The organism is Pantoea sp. SIMBA_079 (assembly GCF_046940275.1).
GTDB classification, from domain to species: Bacteria; Pseudomonadota; Gammaproteobacteria; order Enterobacterales; family Enterobacteriaceae; genus Pantoea; species Pantoea borealis.
Window position 1 is genome coordinate 148460 of the sequence record NZ_JAWRYR010000006.1, and the last position, 18954, is coordinate 167413.

General features: G+C 57.7%; 16 protein-coding genes and 4 tRNA genes. 14 read left to right on the top strand and 6 right to left on the bottom strand.

The features are described 5' to 3' along the window. The first annotated feature begins 4 nt into the window (after positions 1-4). From wecG to SB719_RS10760, 5 genes are all read left to right on the top strand, one after another. Positions 5-739: a lipopolysaccharide N-acetylmannosaminouronosyltransferase gene (wecG, locus tag SB719_RS10740; protein WP_412159225.1), complete on the top strand. Its 735-nt coding sequence runs from the start codon at positions 5-7 to the stop codon at positions 737-739. A gap of 158 nt (positions 740-897) precedes the next feature. Further along, positions 898-974: transfer RNA gene (locus tag SB719_RS10745), tRNA-Arg, on the top strand. Between the two features lie 90 nt (positions 975-1064). Next, positions 1065-1140: transfer RNA gene (locus SB719_RS10750), tRNA-His, on the top strand. 16 nt (positions 1141-1156) lie between these two features. Beyond that, positions 1157-1243: transfer RNA gene (locus SB719_RS10755), tRNA-Leu, on the top strand. Positions 1244-1281: 38 nt separating this feature from the next. Further along, a tRNA-Pro gene (locus tag SB719_RS10760) sits at positions 1282-1358 on the top strand. 851 nt (positions 1359-2209) lie between these two features. Here the strand turns inward: SB719_RS10760 and hemY are convergent. Genes hemY through hemC form a run of 4 tightly spaced genes read right to left on the bottom strand, consistent with a single transcriptional unit; the run spans position 2210 to position 6241 of the window. Beyond that, on the bottom strand, positions 2210-3406 hold the full coding sequence (gene hemY, locus SB719_RS10765; protein WP_304234880.1) for a protoheme IX biogenesis protein HemY: 1197 nt from the start codon (positions 3404-3406) through the stop codon (positions 2210-2212). Positions 3407-3408: 2 nt separating this feature from the next. Then, complete coding sequence (hemX, locus tag SB719_RS10770; RefSeq protein ID WP_314688892.1) at positions 3409-4539, bottom strand: uroporphyrinogen-III C-methyltransferase; 1131 nt, start codon at positions 4537-4539, stop codon at positions 3409-3411. A 23-nt stretch (positions 4540-4562) separates the two neighbouring features. Further along, complete coding sequence (gene hemD, locus SB719_RS10775; protein WP_304234879.1) at positions 4563-5303, bottom strand: uroporphyrinogen-III synthase; 741 nt, start codon at positions 5301-5303, stop codon at positions 4563-4565. Next, positions 5300-6241 (bottom strand): hydroxymethylbilane synthase, encoded by a 942-nt coding sequence (gene hemC / locus SB719_RS10780; RefSeq protein ID WP_065647919.1) that lies wholly within the window; start codon positions 6239-6241, stop codon positions 5300-5302. Before hemC ends, hemD begins: the two co-directional genes overlap by 4 nt. A gap of 308 nt (positions 6242-6549) precedes the next feature. On the opposite strand from hemC, the gene SB719_RS10785 reads away from it, so the two are divergent. The 9 genes from SB719_RS10785 to SB719_RS10825 all read left to right on the top strand — a co-directional run bounded on the left by SB719_RS10785 (position 6550) and on the right by SB719_RS10825 (position 17483). After that, entirely contained in the window at positions 6550-9108 is a 2559-nt protein-coding gene (locus tag SB719_RS10785; RefSeq protein WP_304234877.1) for a class I adenylate cyclase, read from the top strand. Positions 9109-9220: 112 nt separating this feature from the next. Continuing rightward, a complete protein-coding gene (gene lptM / locus SB719_RS10790; protein WP_412159226.1) occupies positions 9221-9421 on the top strand; it encodes an LPS translocon maturation chaperone LptM in 201 nt (66 codons plus the stop codon). A 29-nt stretch (positions 9422-9450) separates the two neighbouring features. After that, positions 9451-10275, top strand: coding sequence for a diaminopimelate epimerase (dapF, locus tag SB719_RS10795; protein WP_039385679.1), 825 nt, complete (start codon positions 9451-9453; stop codon positions 10273-10275). After that, the gene (locus tag SB719_RS10800; protein WP_065647804.1) at positions 10272-10976 is read left to right on the top strand and encodes a DUF484 domain-containing protein; all 705 of its coding nucleotides are present in this window, start codon (positions 10272-10274) and stop codon (positions 10974-10976) included. The genes dapF and SB719_RS10800 overlap by 4 nt, the downstream gene beginning before the upstream one ends. Further along, positions 10973-11875: a tyrosine recombinase XerC gene (gene xerC / locus SB719_RS10805; protein WP_065647803.1), complete on the top strand. Its 903-nt coding sequence runs from the start codon at positions 10973-10975 to the stop codon at positions 11873-11875. Before SB719_RS10800 ends, xerC begins: the two co-directional genes overlap by 4 nt. After that, on the top strand, positions 11872-12588 hold the full coding sequence (yigB, locus tag SB719_RS10810) for a 5-amino-6-(5-phospho-D-ribitylamino)uracil phosphatase YigB (protein ID WP_065647802.1): 717 nt from the start codon (positions 11872-11874) through the stop codon (positions 12586-12588). Before xerC ends, yigB begins: the two co-directional genes overlap by 4 nt. Before the next feature lie 167 nt (positions 12589-12755). Beyond that, a complete protein-coding gene (gene uvrD / locus SB719_RS10815) occupies positions 12756-14918 on the top strand; it encodes a DNA helicase II (RefSeq protein WP_065647917.1) in 2163 nt (720 codons plus the stop codon). Positions 14919-15233: 315 nt separating this feature from the next. Next, the gene (corA, locus tag SB719_RS10820; RefSeq protein WP_039381760.1) at positions 15234-16187 is read left to right on the top strand and encodes a magnesium/cobalt transporter CorA; all 954 of its coding nucleotides are present in this window, start codon (positions 15234-15236) and stop codon (positions 16185-16187) included. 243 nt (positions 16188-16430) lie between these two features. After that, entirely contained in the window at positions 16431-17483 is a 1053-nt protein-coding gene (locus SB719_RS10825) for an AbrB family transcriptional regulator (protein ID WP_065647916.1), read from the top strand. Here SB719_RS10825 and rarD read toward each other — a convergent pair. Both rarD and SB719_RS10835 read right to left on the bottom strand, forming a co-directional pair. Then, positions 17454-18353 (bottom strand): EamA family transporter RarD, encoded by a 900-nt coding sequence (gene rarD, locus SB719_RS10830; protein ID WP_065647801.1) that lies wholly within the window; start codon positions 18351-18353, stop codon positions 17454-17456. The two genes, SB719_RS10825 and rarD, sit on opposite strands and share 30 nt — an antisense overlap. 36 nt (positions 18354-18389) lie before the next feature. Further along, positions 18390-18860 carry a thioesterase family protein gene (locus SB719_RS10835; protein WP_293004903.1) on the bottom strand — a complete coding sequence of 157 codons (471 nt, stop codon included), beginning with the start codon at positions 18858-18860 and terminating at the stop codon, positions 18390-18392. Between the last annotated feature and the right edge of the window lie 94 nt (positions 18861-18954).

An 18954-nucleotide genomic window follows, 5' to 3' on the forward strand; every position in this document is an offset into this window, starting at 1 on the left:
AACCATGACTACCCCTGAGCCGCACTACGTTATACGCGGCGTTGAGCTGCATGCTTTTAATGATATGGAGAGCTTTGTCAGCTTTCTGCTGCCTGACAATACGCCCCGCCGCGGTACGCTGATTGCGATCAATGCTGAAAAGATGCTGACGCTGGAAGAGGATGCGCAGCTGCGCGCGCTGATTGGCGAAGCAGAATTCAAATATCCGGATGGCATCAGCATTGTCCGCTCGCTGCGCAAAAAGTATCCGCAACTGCAGGTCAGCCGCATTGCCGGTGCCGATCTGTGGGAGGCGCTGATGGAGCGCGCCGGACGCGCCGGGATCCCGGTGTTTTTAATTGGCGGCCGCGAGCAGGTGCTGCAGGAGACCTGTGACAAACTGCAGCGTCAGTGGAACGTGAACATTGTCGGTAGCCAGAACGGCTACTTCGCCCCGGCTGAACGCGAGGCGCTGTTTGCGCGTATCGCCGCAAGCGGTGCCAAAATAGTTACCGTAGCGCAGGGATCGCCACGCCAGGAACTTCTGATGCGCGACTGCCGTCAGCACTGGCCTGATGCGCTCTATATGGGGGTAGGCGGCACGTATGATGTTTTCACCGGCAACGTTACCCGTGCGCCGCGTCTCTGGCAGCGTCTGGGGCTGGAGTGGCTCTATCGACTGATCCGTCAGCCTTCGCGCTGGCGCCGGCAACTCAAGCTGCTGAAATATTTGCGCTACCACTGGCGCGGCGATCTCTGAGGCTGCTGATTAATCCAGCAATTTTTTAGCGTATAAGCGTGAAATTGCGCTATTTATCGACGGAATGCACAAACCATAACCAAACGCGTTTTTTTCTTTAAAAAGCACTGGACAGGGTGAAGCCAAATACGTAGTATGCCCATCCGCAACGGCGCTACGCGCCCGTAGCTCAGCTGGATAGAGCGCTGCCCTCCGGAGGCAGAGGTCTCAGGTTCGAATCCTGTCGGGCGCGCCATTTTCTTTTGGGCGCAAGAGCTTCGGTGGTTGGTTTTAACCGCGTTATGCAGTGAATAGTAAGCGTAACAGCTTACGCACCAGAATTATGGTGGCTATAGCTCAGTTGGTAGAGCCCTGGATTGTGATTCCAGTTGTCGTGGGTTCGAGTCCCATTAGCCACCCCAGATTTTGCTGGGACATGCGAAGGTGGCGGAATTGGTAGACGCGCTAGCTTCAGGTGTTAGTGTTCTTACGGACGTGAGGGTTCAAGTCCCTCTCTTCGCACCAGGCAGAATTTTAGTAACAGAAGTAAAGAAGTAAAAAATCGGCGAGTAGCGCAGCTTGGTAGCGCAACTGGTTTGGGACCAGTGGGTCGGAGGTTCGAATCCTCTCTCGCCGACCATATTCGAAAAGCCTGCTTGAAAAAGCAGGCTTTTTTCGTTTGCGTGTCATCCGCGGCCAGGGTCGCATAAATGCGACCCTTACAAAACCGTAGGGGCGCCATTCATGGCGCCCTGGTTAAAAGCGGATGCGATACGTAATGACGTAAACCCGCAATACGATCCGCGGCCAGGGTCGCATGAATGCGACCCCCACAAAAAACCCGCGATATGATTTGCAGGCAGGGTCGCATAAATGTGACCCCTACAATTTTGTAGGGGCGCCATTCATGGCGCCCTGGTTCAAGACGGGTACGATACGTAATGACGTAACACGCGATACGATCCGCGGGCAGGGTCGCATAAATGCGACCCTGCGGTTTTTGTCGTATTTTTGCGACAAATAACGCTTTGATAAAATTAAATTTATTCCGTAAGAGATCGGTTTGTCGTTGTTTTGCGACGAAAATGACCGCAATGGCATACTGCCTGCGGCATCTCGCTTTTCAGATAAGAGGACAGCAGCGTTAACTTCCTGAATCTGAGAAGCTTTTTAAGAAAAATGCCAATCTGGCACATCTTGTGCAATACTTCCTGTCGTAGATGCTCATTCCACCTCTTATGTCCGCGTATGCGACATAAACCTGGGAATGATGCAGAGCCCCTTACGGTATCCGTTGTCCAGCCTGGCAGTAACGCTCTGCGCTACTGTAGTTAGACGGACATTACGTTGAGTCGGATACCATCAGTTGTCTTACGACCTGATCTTACACCTGCTTCTGGCAGGTGTTTTTTTATCTGTTTCTGGCGCAGCGGGCAGGGCTCAGGCAAAAAAAAGCCGGGACAAGCCCGGCAGACAAACAACAAGCATAAATCAGGTGGCCGGATTATTCTTCAGCGTCAGCAGCAGGCCCTCGCGGCGCATGCTGGCCGCATCCTCCGGACGCTGCAGACGATCATAGACATCCGCCAGCCAGGCATAATCAAACGCATCAGGACGTTGTGCCAGCGCCTGCTCAAACGCATCAGCGGCCTGTTGCCACTCACCGTGGCGCATCAGCAACTGCCCGAGCGTACTGTGCAGCAGCGGCGTGGCGCCATGCTGTTTGATCTGCTGACGCAGCGCTTTCTCCAGCGCATCAGGATTGCCGCTTTTGATGCGCGGCATCAGCAGCACCAGCCGATCGTCATACTGCTTTTTCAGACCATCCAGCACAATATCCTGAGCCGTATCGGGATCGTTGCACTCGATCAGATGCTCACTCATGGCAACCTGCAGCGCAGTCTCCTGACGCGTCTTGCGGCTCTGGCTCTGCCACCAGCGCTTCAGGCCCTCGCTACCCTGATCGGCCATCGCCTGGTTCATCAGTCCCAGCCACGCCTGCTGCTGCAGGGCATGACGCTGCGCATCATCGTTAACTTTGGCCTTTTGCATCGCCGGCAGAATATCCAGCAGGGCACCCCAGGCACCGGTACGAATATAGGCCTGCTCCGCCAGACGCAGCACTTCCGGATGACGCGGCGCAACTTCCAGCAGACGGTCGATACCGTGACGCGCCGCATGATCTTCATTGCGCGCCAGCTGCAGCCGGACCCGGGTGATCTCTACCGGGATAGTCTTGTTATCTGCCAGTTCGGAGGCGCGCTCCAGATGCTGATTAGCACGGCTTTCATCGCCGCGCTGCTGTGCCGCTTCGGCCGCAAGCAGATAGTTTGCTACCGGCTGATCGGCGTGATCGGCATTTTTCGCCAGCAGCTTCTCTGCCTGCTGATAGTCACCTTCAGCCAGCTTCATCAGCGCATGCTGCGTATGACGCTGTGCGCTGCGACGTTTACGGCCGGTGAACCAGCCGCGCGTGCGGACGCCGGTGCGGAACAGACGGCGCAGGATCCACTCTGCCAGCAGAATCACCAGCAGGCTCAGGATCAGGATAATCCCCAGCCCCGTCACGCTGGTCTCAATATTCCAGTTATCAGTCTGGATCAGCACATAACCCTGATGCCCGGCTACCATCGGGCCCAGCACGACGCCGGCCAGCAACAGCAGGAAAAGTACCAGTACTTTTAGCATGGTCAGCCTCCCTGTTGTTCAGCCGCAACCGATGGCTGCGCCAGCAGATTGCGCACGCGCGTTTGCATCAGTTTTTCCAGCAGCGGCTGACTCTCCAGCGAATCCGGCACGTCCATAGAGATGGTCTGCTGGCTCAGCTCATCCAGCTGTGCAAGAAACGCCCGGGTCGCTGCATCGTTGGTGTCATACCAGGCGCGTACCCAGCTTGATACCGCATCCAGCGACTGTTTATAGATCTCTTCCTGGTGACGCGGTACTGCCTGCGCGGCGATCAGCAGACGCGAGCGAATATTCTCACGCAGATAGACGTCCTGGTTAGGGGCCAGAAGCGGCTGAGCAGTATTATCGCGGCGGCGGATAGTAATGAAATCATCCATAAAGTTATGCCAGCTCTTCACCAGGTTCTGCCGCCATTCACGCAACGAGCCGGAGAGTTCACCGCCATCGCTGTCCATGGGCGCATCGTCGTTGTCATCGTCCGCCAGGCGCAGATTGTCTACACCGTTAGAGAGCTGATTCAGTTTCAGAATAATGCCGTCGTAGTCGACCTGGCTGACGGTTGAAAGCGAGCTGATATCCTGCGTCAGCGCCCGGCGGACAGTGGTCATACTGGGATCGTTCATCTCGGCCAGGCTGGTATCAGCGCTTTTCAGCAGAGCAGCGGCCGTGGTGACATCCTGATCGCTCCAGAGCTTGCGACCCGCCAGTTTCACGAGATAGTCGGCTTGCGCCAGCAGCCAGGTGCGGGTGTCGTTACCTGAGATAGTGGCGACTTTTTCACGCAGCGTCTCCAGCTCTTTTGCGCTGTTATCCTGCTTGGTGCGCGCTTCCTGCAGGGCGGTGCCGGCGTCAGTCAGCTGCTGCGTCAGCTGGCGCTTGTCGCTGCCAAGCTGCTGCTGCAGCGCGCTGAGCTGCTCACTGAGCTGCTGGTTAGTCTGAGCCTGTACATCGGCCTGGTGTTTCCCGTTCAGGTAAAGGCCTGCGCCAATCGCCAGCGCAATTACAATTGCCACCGCGCTTAATACCCGGCCATCGCGCTGTTTTTCGCGTGGCGGCTGGTTTTCTGGCGTCGGGGAAGTGTCCGCTGGGGTAGTTTCTTCAACCATGGCGGAGGAAGCTTTTTGTTCCGTCATTGTGGCTCATCCCATTGTTAAGTTCAGCGTAACGCACGCAGCAGCGCGTCGTTATCGGCACCATCGGCTACGTCTATCTCCTGCCAGCCCGCTTCAGCGGCCTGGGTAGCCAAACGTTCACTGACGACCACCAGTCGACAGTGCAGTAACCACTCCCGCCGGTCGATTGGCGGAAACAGTGCATGGAGTTGTTTTAACATTTCACCGCTGGTCACTACCAGCGTGGTAATCCCGCGGTCGCGCCAGCGCCGGCCCTCGATAGCGCCGTCATAGTGCTTCTCATTGCGCTGATAGCACTCACAGTATTGCACTTCTGCGCCACGTGCGATGAGAGTTTCAGCTAATAATTCCCGACCGGGACTGCCGCGCAGGATCAGCGCGCGCTTGCCGCTGACCTGCTGCAGACGCTGCAGGCGAACCAGCTCTTCGCTGGTCTCCCGCGCATGAGGATAGTCTACTTTGAGATTTGTGACGGTGTGCAGCGCCAGCGCAGTTGAGCGGCCAATCGCATAGTAATCAGCGACCGCGGGCCAGACTGTCTGGCTGTGCTGCAGCGCCGGTTGTGCAAAATGCACCACCTGCTGTGATAGCAGAAAAACCAAATCGCCCGGCCGCAGCGCCGTCAGCTGTTGCGATAACTGTGCTAAATCGCGACCCGGCGTAAATTCAATCAGCGGGAACGCCCACGCCAGCTTGCCCAGGCTGCGCAGGCGCGCAACCAGTTCGCTGGCAGCCGGTTCCGGACGGGTCACGAGAATAGTCATACCGGCGGCTGTCCCTGATAGACCTCATGCAGAATTTCACGGGCACCCTTATTCAGCAGCTCTTCAGCCAGTGAAATGCCCATCTGCTCCGCCTGCTCACGCGGACCGCGGCGCTCACCGGTAACCATCTGGCTGCCGTCGGGCGCGCCCACCAGACCACGCAGCCAGAGCTGGTCATCTTCCAGTACGGCAAAACTGCCGATCGGCACCTGACATCCGCCCTCAAGCCGGGTGTTCATGGCGCGTTCAGCACGCACGCATACTGCGGTCTCACTGTGATTCAGCGCTTCCAGCAGCGTAATTAACGCGCTGTCATCAAGCCGGCACTCAATGCCTACTGCGCCCTGTCCCACGGCGGGCAGCGACAGCTCTGCAGGCAGCGCCTGACGAATGCGATCTTCCAGTCCAAGGCGTTTCAGGCCGGCAGCGGCCAGAATGATGGCATCATATTCACCCGCATCCAGTTTGCCGAGGCGGGTGCCGACATTGCCCCGCAGCGAACGGATAACCAGGTCGGGCCGGCGAGCGCTCAGCTGACACTGGCGACGCAGGCTGGAGGTGCCTACCACCGCGCCCTGCGGCAGTTCATCGATCGCGTTATACCGATTAGAGACAAAGGCGTCGCGTGGATCTTCACGCTCGCAGATGGTCACCAGCCCCAGACCTTCCGGAAAGTTAACCGGCACATCTTTCATGGAATGCACCGCCAGATCGGCGCGATTCTCCAGCATGGCCTGTTCCAGCTCTTTAACGAACAAACCCTTGCCGCCCACTTTTGCCAGCGGGGTATCGAGAATAACATCGCCTTTGGTCACCATCGGCACCAGCTCTACCTGCAGGCCGGGATGAGCTGCCATCAGGCGTTGCTGAACATATTGTGCCTGCCAGAGTGCGAGAGGACTTTGACGGGTAGCAATTCTGAAAATTTTGTTTAACATACCGTTAACCATTTTGATCGTTCATCGATTATCCTATCATCGATAGGGGAATGCTGTCAGTTTCAACGGATTGAAAAGGCCGCACTATTCATCTGTGGCTCGCCACTCCTCATCAGGCGCGGCGCAAAAAAAGCGGGTTGCCCCGTGGCAGATGCTAAACTGTCAGGTAGCGCAACTTTCTTTACGGTCAATCCTTCTGGTGTTAGATTGATCACGTTTCCAGCAATGATTTGCCTGCACACCTTATTATTAAAATGGCAAACGCTGGAAGCAGGGTGCTTAACACTGGGACAATCAGGCGAAACGTCTTGTACCTCTACATTGAGACACTTAAACAGAGACTGGATGCAATTAACCAGCTGCGCGTTGACCGCGCGCTGGCTGCTATGGGGCCTGCCTTCCAGCATGTCTACAGTCTGCTGCCAACATTACTGCACTATCATCATCCTCTGATGCCGGGTTACGTTGAAGGTAACGTTCCACACGGCGTCTGCTTTTTCACGCCTGATGAACAGCAACAGCAGCTGTTGCATACCGTCACCGGTAAGCCTGCGGCAGAGCTGACGCCTGCGGCCGAGGGTGAACGGCCAATTACCGCTATCTACTCTATGGGCAGCACCTCATCAGTCGGACAGAACAGCGTGTCCGATCTGGATATCTGGGTATGCCACCACTCCTGGCTTGATAATGAAGAGCGTCTGGCCCTGCAGCGTAAGTGTACGCTGTTACAGAAATGGTGTGTGTCAATGGGTGTGGAAGTCAGCTTTTTCCTCATTGATGAAAACCGCTTTCGACATAATGAGAGCGGCAGCCTCGGGGGCGAAGATTGCGGATCGACCCAGCATATTCTGTTGCTTGATGAGTTCTATCGCACGGCGGTGCGCATGGCAGGCAAGCGCATTCTGTGGAATATGGTGCCGAATGAGGAAGAGCATCATTATGACGACTATGTCATGTCACTCTATTCCCAGGGCGTACTGACTCCTAACGAATGGCTCGATTTAGGCGGCCTCGGTACGCTGTCGGCAGAAGAGTATTTTGGCGCCAGCCTGTGGCAGCTCTATAAAAGTATCGACTCGCCCTATAAAGCTGTCCTGAAAACGCTGCTACTGGAGGCGTACAGCTGGGAGTATCCGAATACGCAGCTGCTGGCAATGGATATCAGACAGCGCCTGCATGAAGGCGAAATCGTCAGTTTCGGGCTGGATCCCTACTGCATGATGCTGGAGCGGGTTACGCGCTATCTGACCAGCGTGGAAGATCACGCCCGCCTGGACCTGGTGCGGCGCTGCTTCTATCTGAAAGTGTGCGAGAAGCTTTCCGGAGACGATCAGCACGCCCGCAACGGCTGGCGGCGCGAAATCCTGCTGCAGCTGGTAAAATCCTGGGGCTGGGACGAAGAGAAACTCGCCGTACTGGACAACCGTGCCGGGTGGAAGATCGAGCGCGTGCGCGAAGCGCATAATGAGCTGCTGGATGCGATGATGCAGAGCTATCGTAACCTGATCCGCTTTGCGCGCCGGAACAATTTAAGCGTCAGTGCCAGCCCGCAGGATATCGGCGTGCTGACGCGTAAACTGTATGCCGCTTTTGAAGCGCTGCCGGGTAAGGTCACGCTGGTCAACCCGCAAATATCCCCTGATTTGTCAGAAGAAAATCTGACCTTTATCCACGTGCCCGCCGGGCGTGCTAACCGGTCAGGCTGGTATCTCTATAACCAGTCGCCGGATATGAGTTCAATTATCAGCCATCAGCCGCTGGAATATAACCGTTATCTGAACAAGCTGGTGGCGTGGGCATGGTTCAACGGCTTACTGACGCAGAAAACGCGGCTGCATATTAAAGGGAATGAGCTGTGCGATCTGGCACGTCTGCAGGAGCTGGTCAGCGATGTCTCTGGCCACTTTCCGCTGCGCCTGCCGGCACCAACGCCAAAAGCACTTTACAGCCCGTGTGAAATTCGTCATCTGGCGATCATTGTCAATCTTGAGCACGATCCCACTGCCGCATTCCGCAATCAGGTCGTGCACTTTGATTTCCGCAAGCTGGACGTCTTCAGCTTTGGTCAGCAGCAGCAGTGCCTGATTGGCAGTGTCGATCTGCTCTACCGTAACTCGTGGAATGAAGTACGCACCCTGCATTTCAGCGGTGAACAGGCGATGATTGACGCGCTGAAAACCATTCTGGGTAAGATGCATCAGGATGCCGCCCCGCCCGATACGGTTGAGGTATTTTGCTACAGTCAGCATCTGCGTGGCCTGATCCGCACGCGGGTACAGCAGCTGGTGTCAGAGTGCATCGAGCTGCGCCTGTCGAGTACGCGGCAGGAGCCGGGTCGCTTCAAAGCGATTCGCGTCGCGGGACAAACCTGGGGGCTCTTCTTTGAGCGCATGAGCGTCTCGGTACAGAAGCTGGAGAACGCGGTAGAGTTTTACGGTGCGATTTCCAATAACAAGCTGCATGGATTATCAATCAAAGTGGAATCGAATCAGACCCCGCTGCCGCCGGTGGTAAACGGCTACGCCAGCGAAGGCATCATTCAGTTTTTCTTTGAAGACACCAGCGACGATCGCGGATTCAACATCTATATTCTCGACGAGAGCAATCGCGTGGAGATTTACCACCACTGTGAGGGCAGTAAAGAGGAGCTGGTGCGCGACGTCAGCCGCTTCTACTCTTCATCACACGATCGCTTTACCTACGGCTCAAGCTTTATCAATTTCAATCTGCCGCAGTTTTATCAAATCGTGAACACCGGCGACCGTTTTCAGGTGATCCCGTTCCGCAGCCAGACGCTGACGCAGCTCTGTGCGACCCCGCCGGACAACGATAACGGCGATTTTATGCCGCGTTATCAGGTGCACTGAGCGTCTCTTTTCTGACGGCCTGCGCGGCCACTCTGTCCGATATTTCCTGTTGCTTTTACACCATCAGCTGCGATGATAAGCAGCTGAGAATTGGACAATACGAGCAGAGAAAATGAGACGAGTCATAAGCCAGTTGGGCATGGCGCTGATGCTGGTCAGCCTGGCAGGCTGCGGCCTGAAAGGCCCGTTATACTTCCCGCCCGCGGACAAGCCGCAGCAGAACGACAAGCCGACAGAACAGCAGCAGGCCGCTCAGCAGGCGGATACCGGGGGCCTGGTCACCGGCAGCTCATCAGGCGTACAGTCAAACTAAATTCAATGAGTAATCCGGCGGAGCAGAAAATGCAGTTCTCGAAAATGCACGGTCTCGGCAATGACTTTATGGTCGTGGATGCCGTGACACAAAACGTCTTTTTTTCGCCGGAATTGATTCGCCGCCTGGCGGATCGGCATCTGGGGATCGGCTTTGATCAGCTGCTGATCGTAGAGCCACCCTACGATCCGGATCTCGACTTTCACTATCGCATATTTAACGCTGACGGCAGTGAAGTGGCACAGTGTGGCAACGGCGCGCGCTGTTTTGCCCGCTTTGTGCGCCTGAAAGGGCTGACCAATAAAAGTGACATTCGCGTCAGCACGCAAACCGGACGTATGGTATTGAGCGTGACCAGTGATGAACTGGTACGCGTCAATATGGGCGAGCCTGACTTTGATCCGCAGCGTGTGCCGCTGCGCGCGAATAAAGCGGAAAATCTCTATCTGCAGCGCGTCGCTGAGCAGACCGTGATGTTTGGTGCGGTCTCAATGGGCAATCCGCACTGCGTGATCCAGGTGGAGAGCGTGATAACTGCAGCCGTTGAGACGCTGGGACCGGCGCTGGAAAGCCACGAGCGTTTCCCGGAACGCGTTAACGTCGGCTTTATGGAAGTGGTCAGCCGCGAGCATGTGCGCCTGCGCGTGTATGAGCGCGGTGCTGGCGAAACGCAGGCGTGCGGCAGCGGCGCCTGTGCAGCAGTGGCCTGTGGTATTCAGCAGGGGCTGCTGGCAGAAAAAGTACGCGTCGATCTGCCGGGCGGGACGCTGCATATCGCCTGGAAGGGGGCCGGACAGCCGCTGTATATGACCGGACCCGCCACCCACGTTTATGACGGATTTATTCATTTATGAAATACCCGGAAGAGCAGACTGACAGCGCGGTACAGCCCGACGATCGCGCGGTCAGCGCTTATCTGCAGCAGAACCCCGACTTTTTTATCCGTAACGCCCGTCAGGTTGAACAGATGGCGGTGCCGCACGCGGTGCGCGGCAGCGTCTCGCTGGTAGAGTGGCACATGGCGCGCCAGCGCAACCACATCCGTCAGCTGGAAGAGGAGATCACGCTGCTGATGGAGCAGGCCAACGCCAACCATCAGCTGTTTGATCGCTTGCTGGCGCTGCAGGGGCATCTTGCCGCCGCTGACAGCCTGCAGGAGATGCTGAACCGCCTGCAGCGCTGGGCGCGCGAGCTGGGTCTGGCAGGCGCCAATGTGCGGCTGTTCAGCGATCAATGGCGTCTCGGCGCACCCTCCGATTTTATCCAGCTGGGTCTGGCACGACAGGCGTTTGAGCCGCTGCGTATTCAGCGCTTTGGTCAACAGCAGCACTATCTTGGCAGCCTGAACGGACCGGAGCTGCTGCTGCTGCTGCCGCAGGCGAAAGCGGTCGGCTCGGTTGCCATGTCGCTGCTGGGCGAGCGGGGTGAAGCGGGCATTGTGATCTTCAGCAGCCGCGATAATCAGCACTATCAGGCCGGTATGGGGACACTCTTACTGCAGCATCTGGCCCAGATGCTGCCGGCGCTGCTGGCGCGCTGGATCGAACGCGTATGAGCACGCTACTGCCCGCTGTCGATGCCTTTCTGCGCTATCTGCAGGTAGAACGTCAGCTCAGTCCGCTGACGCAGAAAAACTATCGTCGCCAGCTGCTGGCAATCGTCTCCCTGGCAGAGGGGATGCAGCTGACAGAGTGGTCGACGCTGGAGCCGGCGCAGGTACGCAGCCTGGCTGCGCGCAGCCGGCGCGATGGTCTGCAGGCGAGCAGTCTGGCGCTGCGTATGTCCGCTCTGCGCAGTTTTCTTGACTGGCAGGTCAGTCAGGGCATGCTGAGTGCAAATCCGGCGAAAGGTATCGCCACGCCGCGTAACGCCCGCCATCTGCCAAAAAATATGGACGTGGATGAAGTCACGCAGCTGCTGGAGATTGACCTTAATGACCCGCTGGCGGTGCGCGATCGCGCGATGCTTGAAACCATGTACGGCGGCGGCCTGCGACTCAGCGAGCTGGTAGGGATCAACTGCCGCGATCTCGATGCGGAGTCCGGTGAAGTTCAGGTGCTGGGTAAAGGCAGTAAAGAGCGGCGCGTGCCGGTTGGCGCAACGGCGGTGACCTGGCTGCAGCACTGGCTGGCGCTGCGCGACAGCTTTGCTCCGCAGGATGATGCGCTGTTTGTCTCTTCACGCGGCAGCCGGATTTCTGCGCGCAACGTGCAGAAGCGGTTTGCCGAATGGGGCATTAAACAGGGTGTGGCGAGCCATATTCATCCGCATAAGCTGCGCCACTCGTTTGCCACGCACCTGCTGGAGTCAAGCGGCGATCTGCGCGCGGTACAGGAGCTGCTGGGGCATGCCAACCTCTCGACCACACAAATTTATACCCATCTCGATTTCCAGCATCTGGCCTCGGTCTATGATGCCGCGCACCCGCGTGCCAAACGAGGAAAATCAGAATGAAGTTTTACCGCTCCCTGCATCCGGTAAAGGCGCTGACCTTCGATCTGGATGATACGCTGTATGACAACCGTCCGGTGATCCGGAAAACCGCGCAGGAAACGCACGCGGCGCTGCAGGCATTTCATCCGGCGCTGCGCGAATTCACACCTGCAGACTATCAGCAGCTGCGTGATGAGCTGCTGGCGCGCGAGCCCGATATTTATCACGACGTCTCAGAGTGGCGCCGCCGTTCGGTGGAACTGGCGTTGCTGAATGCTGGCCTGCCGGCTGCCGATGCTGCCACGGGCGCAGGAGAGGTCATGCGCACTTTTCATCACTGGCGCAGTCAGGTTGCGATGCCGGAAGAGACGCATCAGACGCTGCGCTGGCTCGGCGAGCGCGTGCCGCTGGTGGCGATCACCAACGGCAACGCCGATCCGGAAAAGCTCGGTATTCAGCACTACTTTCAGTTTACGCTGCGCGCCGGTCCGCACGGACGCGCGAAGCCGTGGCAGGATATGTATCATCTCGCAGCGGAGCGTCTTGCTATTGCGCCAGAGGCGATCCTGCACGTTGGTGATGACCTGACGACCGATGTGGCAGGCGCGCTGCGTGCCGGCCTGCAGGCGTGCTGGATCAACCTGAACAGCGGCAATCTGATGCAGATGGATGACGCCCGTCTGCTGCCGCACGTTGAAATTCATCGGTTGGCATCCCTGACCTCACTGCTATAATGGCTGTAAATTTATCCAGTCGTATCCTCCGGCGCACGGCTTTACGGGCTGTGCCGGTTCACTCTGGTGACTTACCTGCGTAAGCGCGCGACCATTCAGAGACCTGCAGCATCGCTGCAGGGCGAATGACTCAGGGTACGCAACTCTATTCTTTAAAAACGGTGCTTATGGACGTTTCTGATCTGCTCGACGGCTTGAATGACAAACAGCGTGAGGCGGTTGCCGCACCGCGCAGCAATCTGCTGGTGCTGGCCGGAGCAGGCAGCGGCAAAACCCGTGTGCTGGTGCACCGCATCGCCTGGCTGCTGTCGGTGGAGAACTGCTCACCTTACTCCATCATGGCGGTCACCTTCACCAATAAAGCCGCGGCCGAGATGCGTCATCGCATCGATCAGCTGATTGGCAGCGGGCAGGGCGGCATGTGGATTGGCACTTTCCATGGCCTGGCGCATCGCCTGCTGCGGGCGCATCATCTTGACGCCGGGCTGCCGCAGGATTTTCAGATCCTCGACAGCGAAGATCAGCTGCGGCTGCTGAAGCGCCTGATCAAGTCAATGAACCTGGATGATAAGCAGTGGCCGGCGCGCCAGGGCATGTGGTACATCAACGGCAAGAAAGATGAAGGTCTGCGGCCAAAACATATCGAAAGCTACAACAACCCGGTTGAGCAGACGTGGCTGCGTATTTACCAGGCTTACCAGGAAGCGTGCGATCGCGCCGGCCTGGTCGATTTTGCCGAGCTGCTGCTGCGGGCGCATGAGCTGTGGCTGCATAAGCCCCAGATCCTCAATCACTACCGCGAGCGCTTTAGCAATATTCTGGTTGATGAGTTTCAGGATACCAACAACATTCAGTATGCGTGGATCCGCATGCTGGCCGGCGACAGCAGCCGGGTAATTATTGTCGGCGATGACGATCAGTCCATCTACGGCTGGCGCGGTGCGCAGGTCGAAAATATCCAGCGCTTCCTGCAGGACTTTCCCGGGGCGGAAACTATCCGCCTGGAGCAGAACTACCGCTCCACCAACCATATCCTGAAATCTGCCAATGCCCTGATCGCCAACAACAGCGGGCGGCTTGGAAAAGAGCTCTGGACCGACGGCAGCGACGGCGAAAAGATTTCAATCTACTGCGCGTTTAACGAACTGGATGAAGCGCGCTTTGTGGTTAACCGCATTAAAACCTGGCATGAGAACGGCAATGCGCTGCAGGATTGCGCGATTCTCTATCGCAGTAACGCCCAGTCGCGCGTGCTGGAAGAGGCGCTGCTGCAGGCCAGCATGCCCTACCGTATTTATGGCGGTATGCGCTTCTTTGAACGTCAGGAGATCAAAGATGCGCTCGCCTATCTGCGCCTGATCGCCAACCGCAACGACGACGCCGCGTTTGAACGCGTGGTCAATACGCCGACGCGCGGCGTGGGCGACAGAACGCTGGATGTGGTACGGCAGACGGCGCGCGAAAAACAGCTGACGCTGTGGCAGGCCACGCGGGAACTGCTGCAGAACCGGGCCCTGGCGGGCCGGGCGGCGTCGGCACTGCAGCGCTTCTGCGAACTGGTTGATGCGCTGGCGCATGAAACCGCAGAGATGCCGCTGCATGTGCAGACCGATCGCGTGATCAAAGACTCCGGCCTGTGGCTGATGTATGAGCAGGAAAAAGGCGAAAAGGGCCAGGCGCGTATTGAGAACTTAGAGGAGCTGGTCACGGCCACCCGACAGTTCAGCTATCAGGATGAAGATGAAGATTTGATGCCGCTGCAGGCGTTTTTATCGCATGCGGCGCTGGAAGCGGGCGAAGGCCAGGCGGACAAATGGCAGGATGCCGTACAGCTGATGACGCTGCACTCGGCAAAAGGGCTGGAGTTTACGCAGGTCTTTATCGTTGGCATGGAAGAGGGCATGTTCCCGAGTCAGATGTCGCTGGATGAGGGCGGGCGTCTGGAGGAGGAGCGACGGCTGGCCTATGTTGGCGTCACCCGGGCAATGGTTAAACTGACGCTCACCTATGCCGAGACGCGGCGGCTTTACGGTAAGGAAGTGTATCATCGCCCGTCGCGCTTTATTGGCGAGCTGCCGGAAGAGTGCGTCGAGGAAGTACGCCTGCGCGCCAGCGTCAGTCGCCCGGTCAGCCATCAGCGCATGGGCACGCCCACCAGCAAAAGCGACAGCGGTTTTACGCTGGGTCAGCGGGTACGTCACGCGAAGTTTGGCGAGGGCACTATTGTTAATCTGGAAGGCAGCGGCGAACACAGCCGTCTGCAGGTCGCCTTTCAGGGGCAGGGCATTAAGTGGCTGGTCGCCGCCTATGCGCGACTGGAGGCGATGTAGCGCGGCTGCGCTACCTTGACGACTTTTTCGTCTCAGCGTAACATGCGCGCACTATTATCATGAGAGGACAATGCCTTGGACGCGCCCAGTCGATGCTGGCTCAACATCCTGTTTACCAGGAATATCTAAGGCTACCTCTTTACGCAGGTAGCCTGAAAGGTTATCCGCGACCTCCTTTGCTTATCCGTCGCATGAGTCAGCACTGATCACATCCTGAAGCGAAAGTTTCCGCGTTAAGGCTTTGCCGTGTCCGTTACGTTTCGGACGTGACGGGCACCGCCCTGTCCCATTTGGTCTGCAATGGGGAGTATTGCTATGCTGAGCGCATTTAAACTTGAGCGCGATCGCCTGACGCGTATCGAGCTGGAAGACAACAACGATAAACTCAACACGTCGGTATGGGTCGATCTCATCGAACCGGATGACAGCGAGCGCGAGCGCGTGCAGTCGGAGCTGGGACAGAGTCTGGCAACGCGTCCGGAACTGGAAGATATTGAAGCCTCGGCGCGCTTCTTTGAAGATGAAGATGGCCTGCATATCCACTCGTTCTTTTTCTTTGAGGATGCTGAAGATCACGCCGGTAACTCAACCGTGGCCTTTACCATCCGCGAAGATCGCCTCTATACGCTGCGCGAGCGCGAGCTGCCGGCGTTTCGCCTTTACCGTATGCGGGCACGTAATCAGCAGCTGACTGACGGCAACGCCTATGAGCTGCTGCTGGATCTGTTCGAAACGAAAATTGAGCAACTGGCGGATGAGATCGAAAACATCTATAGCGCGCTGGAGAAGTTAAGCCGCGTGATTATGGAAGGTCAGCAGGGTGAAGAGTATGACGAGGCGCTGTCGCGCCTCGCCGAGCTGGAGGATATCGGCTGGAAGGTTCGCCTCTGCCTGATGGATACCCAGCGCGCGCTGAACTTTCTGGTACGTAAGGCGCGCCTGCCGGGCAACCAGCTGGAACAGGCGCGTGAGATCCTGCGCGATATCGAATCGCTGCTGCCGCACAATGAGTCTCTGTTTCAAAAGGTCAACTTTCTGATGCAGGCGGCGATGGGCTTTATCAATATTGAGCAGAACCGCATCATTAAGATCTTCTCGGTGGTATCGGTGGTATTCCTGCCGCCAACGCTGGTGGCTTCCAGCTATGGTATGAACTTTGAGTTTATGCCTGAGCTAAAATGGAGCTTCGGTTATCCCGGGGCCATCTGCCTGATGATGCTGGCGGGCCTGGCACCTTATCTCTATTTCAAACGCAAAAACTGGCTGTGATCGCGGGGCGCATACAGGCGCCCTCTACGTTCTGTAGGGGCGCCATTCATGGCGCCCTGGTTGAATACCGCATCCGTCTGCTGCCAGGGGCGCATAAATGCGCCCCCTACGTTCTGTAGGGGCGCCATTCATGGCGCCCTGGCCAAATACCGCACCCGTCTGCTGATTAACTCCGATTTGCGCTGGCTCCGGGGGCGCAACCTGCGTAACCTGTGGACCTCTTATCTTTGTCTGATTCTGGTCATGTCACACTACTCTCTGCGCTTACAATGGATGCTGCTGCTGATTGCGTCTCTGACGCTGGGCGTTGCTCTTCAGCTGTTTCACCTGCCTGCTGCGCTGCTGCTGGGCCCGATGATCACCGGAACCGTAATGGGGCTGTGCGGCGCAACGCTGCGTATCGATAAACGGCTGTTTATTCTGGCGCAGGCGGTGCTGGGCTGCATGATCGCTCAGAGCCTGTCGCCCGCCATTCTGACTCCCTTATTGAATGACTGGCCGGTGGTGCTGGCGGTACTGATCCTCACGCTGGCCGCCAGCGGCCTCTCCGGCTTTCTGCTGGTGCGCTTCAGTAATCTGCCGGGGCCTACCGGTGCCTGGGGATCGTCGCCCGGCGGCGCTTCGGCGATGGTGGCGATGGCGGGAGATTTCGGGGCTGACGTGCGTCTGGTCGCGTTTATGCAGTATCTGCGCGTGCTGTTCGTCGCCACGGCGGCGGCGGTGGTCGCGCGCATCGGTCTGGATACCAGCGGCGGCGCGGCAGAGCCGATCTGGTTTCCGGCGCTGAATCGCGGTTTTTTGCTGACGCTGGGAGTAATGGCGGCCGGGGCCTGGCTGGGGCAGCGTCTGCGGATCCCCTCCGGTGCGCTGCTGCTGCCAGCGCTGACTGGAGCCATGCTGCAGGGAAGCCAGATCGCAACCTTGCAGGTGCCCGAGTGGCTGCTGGCGCTGGCCTATGCGCTGATTGGCTGGAGCGTCGGGCTGCGCTTTACGCGCCCGATTTTCCTGCTGGCGCTGCGAACGCTGCCGCAGATGCTCGCCTCAATCCTCGGACTGATGGTGCTGTGTGCGGCGCTGGCATGGATGCTGACGCGGGTATTGCATATCGACCTGATGACTGCCTATCTGGCTACCAGCCCGGGCGGGCTGGATACCGTTGCCATCATTGCAGCCGGCAGCCGGGTCGATATGACTTTTGTGATGGCGCTGCAGACGCTGCGTCTGTTTACCATTCTGCTCACTGGCCCGGCACTGGCGCGCTTTATCTCACGCTTTGCGCATCCGCGTGCGGGCTGAGTAGAGTACGGCGTCAAAAATAAACAGGGCCAGCGCCAGCCAGATAAAGCCAAAGGTGACCAGCTTATCGGGAGTCAGGCGCTCGCCATAAAACAGTACCGCCAGCAGAAACATCAGCGTCGGGCCAAGATACTGGAAAAACCCCACGGTTGAGAGACGCAGGCGCGTGCAGGCGGCGGCAAACAGCATCAGCGGAATAGTGGTCAGCACCCCGGCGGCCACCAGCATCAGATTAAGGCTGAGGGGATTGGCGCTGAGATGACTGGTCGCACTGTCGGCAACACCGAAAAGATAGATCGCTGCCAGCGGGAACAGCCACAGCGTCTCGATCAGCATGCCGCTCTGTGCATCTACCTGAATCTTTTTTCGCACCAGGCCATACAGCGCAAAGCTCAGCCCCAGCCCCAGCGCAATCACCGGCAGTGAGCCAAACTGCCATAGCTGCACCAGCACACCTGCTGCGGCCAGCGCGACTGCCAGCCACTGCAGACGGCGAAAGCGTTCACGCAGGAACAGCATGCCGAATACCACATTAATCAGCGGGTTGATAAAGTAGCCGAGGCTCGCCTCCAGCATATGCTGATTATTGACTGCCCAGATAAACAGCAGCCAGTTGCCGCCGATGGTAATGGCGGTCAGCGCCAGCAGCAGAACTTTTTTTGGCTGGGCGGCCACGCGGCGCACCTGTTTCCAGCTGCGGCTTAGCGTAATCAGTATCAGCATAAACAGCACTGACCAGATCACCCGGTGGGTCATGATCTCGGCGGGCGGCACCTCTCTGACCAGTTTGAAGTAGGCCGGAGCGATGCCCCAGATAAAGTAAGCGCCCAGCGCATAAAAAATGCCCTGTCGCGTTTGCTGACTGTCCATTGTGTTGTCCATAAGGCGGCGCACCGGTTGCGCTGATTAACCAATCAGGTAAGTGGCGGTGGCCGTAGCGATATAATCGTGCTGCTGATTATGCAGTTCAACGCGCGCCACGGCGACTTTATTACCGGCACGCAGCAGATGACCGGTAGCGACAAAGCGTTCGCCGCGACCCGGACGCAGATAATCAACCCGCAGATCGATAGTGCCCATTCGCGCCAGACGCTGGCGCAGATCTTCTTCGCTGATGCTCTCCTGCCGCGTCAGCGCATGGCTGACGCAGACCAGACCGGCGGTAACATCCAGCACTGAAGCAATCACGCCGCCATGCAGGATCTGCTGCGCGGCATTGCCCACCAGCATGGTTTTATTGGCAAATGCGAGCCGGGTAGTATCAGCATCAAGGTGTTCCAGCTCCAGGCCCAGCGCCTGATTAAACGGCATATGATAAACAAAAATTTCACCAATCAGCTGGCGCGCGTCCTGCTGAGTCAGCATCGGAGATGACATAGTTACGGCCTTAAGATGTTAAGAAGTTGTGTATATTATGCTGCTCCCGCGCCGCTTTCCAGTTTCAGAAATCGGCACTGATCAACGTCCCGCT

Coding starts and splice junctions, on each gene's coding strand:
- wecG (WP_412159225.1), top strand. CDS start 5: ATGACTACCCCTGAGCCGCACTACGTTATACGCGGCGTTGAGCTGCAT.
- hemY (WP_304234880.1), bottom strand. CDS start 3,406: ATGCTAAAAGTACTGGTACTTTTCCTGCTGTTGCTGGCCGGCGTCGTG.
- hemX (WP_314688892.1), bottom strand. CDS start 4,539: ATGACGGAACAAAAAGCTTCCTCCGCCATGGTTGAAGAAACTACCCCA.
- hemD (WP_304234879.1), bottom strand. CDS start 5,303: ATGACTATTCTCGTGACCCGTCCGGAACCGGCTGCCAGCGAACTGGTT.
- hemC (WP_065647919.1), bottom strand. CDS start 6,241: ATGTTAAACAAAATTTTCAGAATTGCTACCCGTCAAAGTCCTCTCGCA.
- lptM (WP_412159226.1), top strand. CDS start 9,221: ATGAGACGAGTCATAAGCCAGTTGGGCATGGCGCTGATGCTGGTCAGC.
- dapF (WP_039385679.1), top strand. CDS start 9,451: ATGCAGTTCTCGAAAATGCACGGTCTCGGCAATGACTTTATGGTCGTG.
- SB719_RS10800 (WP_065647804.1), top strand. CDS start 10,272: ATGAAATACCCGGAAGAGCAGACTGACAGCGCGGTACAGCCCGACGAT.
- xerC (WP_065647803.1), top strand. CDS start 10,973: ATGAGCACGCTACTGCCCGCTGTCGATGCCTTTCTGCGCTATCTGCAG.
- yigB (WP_065647802.1), top strand. CDS start 11,872: ATGAAGTTTTACCGCTCCCTGCATCCGGTAAAGGCGCTGACCTTCGAT.
- uvrD (WP_065647917.1), top strand. CDS start 12,756: ATGGACGTTTCTGATCTGCTCGACGGCTTGAATGACAAACAGCGTGAG.
- corA (WP_039381760.1), top strand. CDS start 15,234: ATGCTGAGCGCATTTAAACTTGAGCGCGATCGCCTGACGCGTATCGAG.
- SB719_RS10825 (WP_065647916.1), top strand. CDS start 16,431: ATGTCACACTACTCTCTGCGCTTACAATGGATGCTGCTGCTGATTGCG.
- rarD (WP_065647801.1), bottom strand. CDS start 18,353: ATGGACAGTCAGCAAACGCGACAGGGCATTTTTTATGCGCTGGGCGCT.
- SB719_RS10835 (WP_293004903.1), bottom strand. CDS start 18,860: ATGTCATCTCCGATGCTGACTCAGCAGGACGCGCGCCAGCTGATTGGT.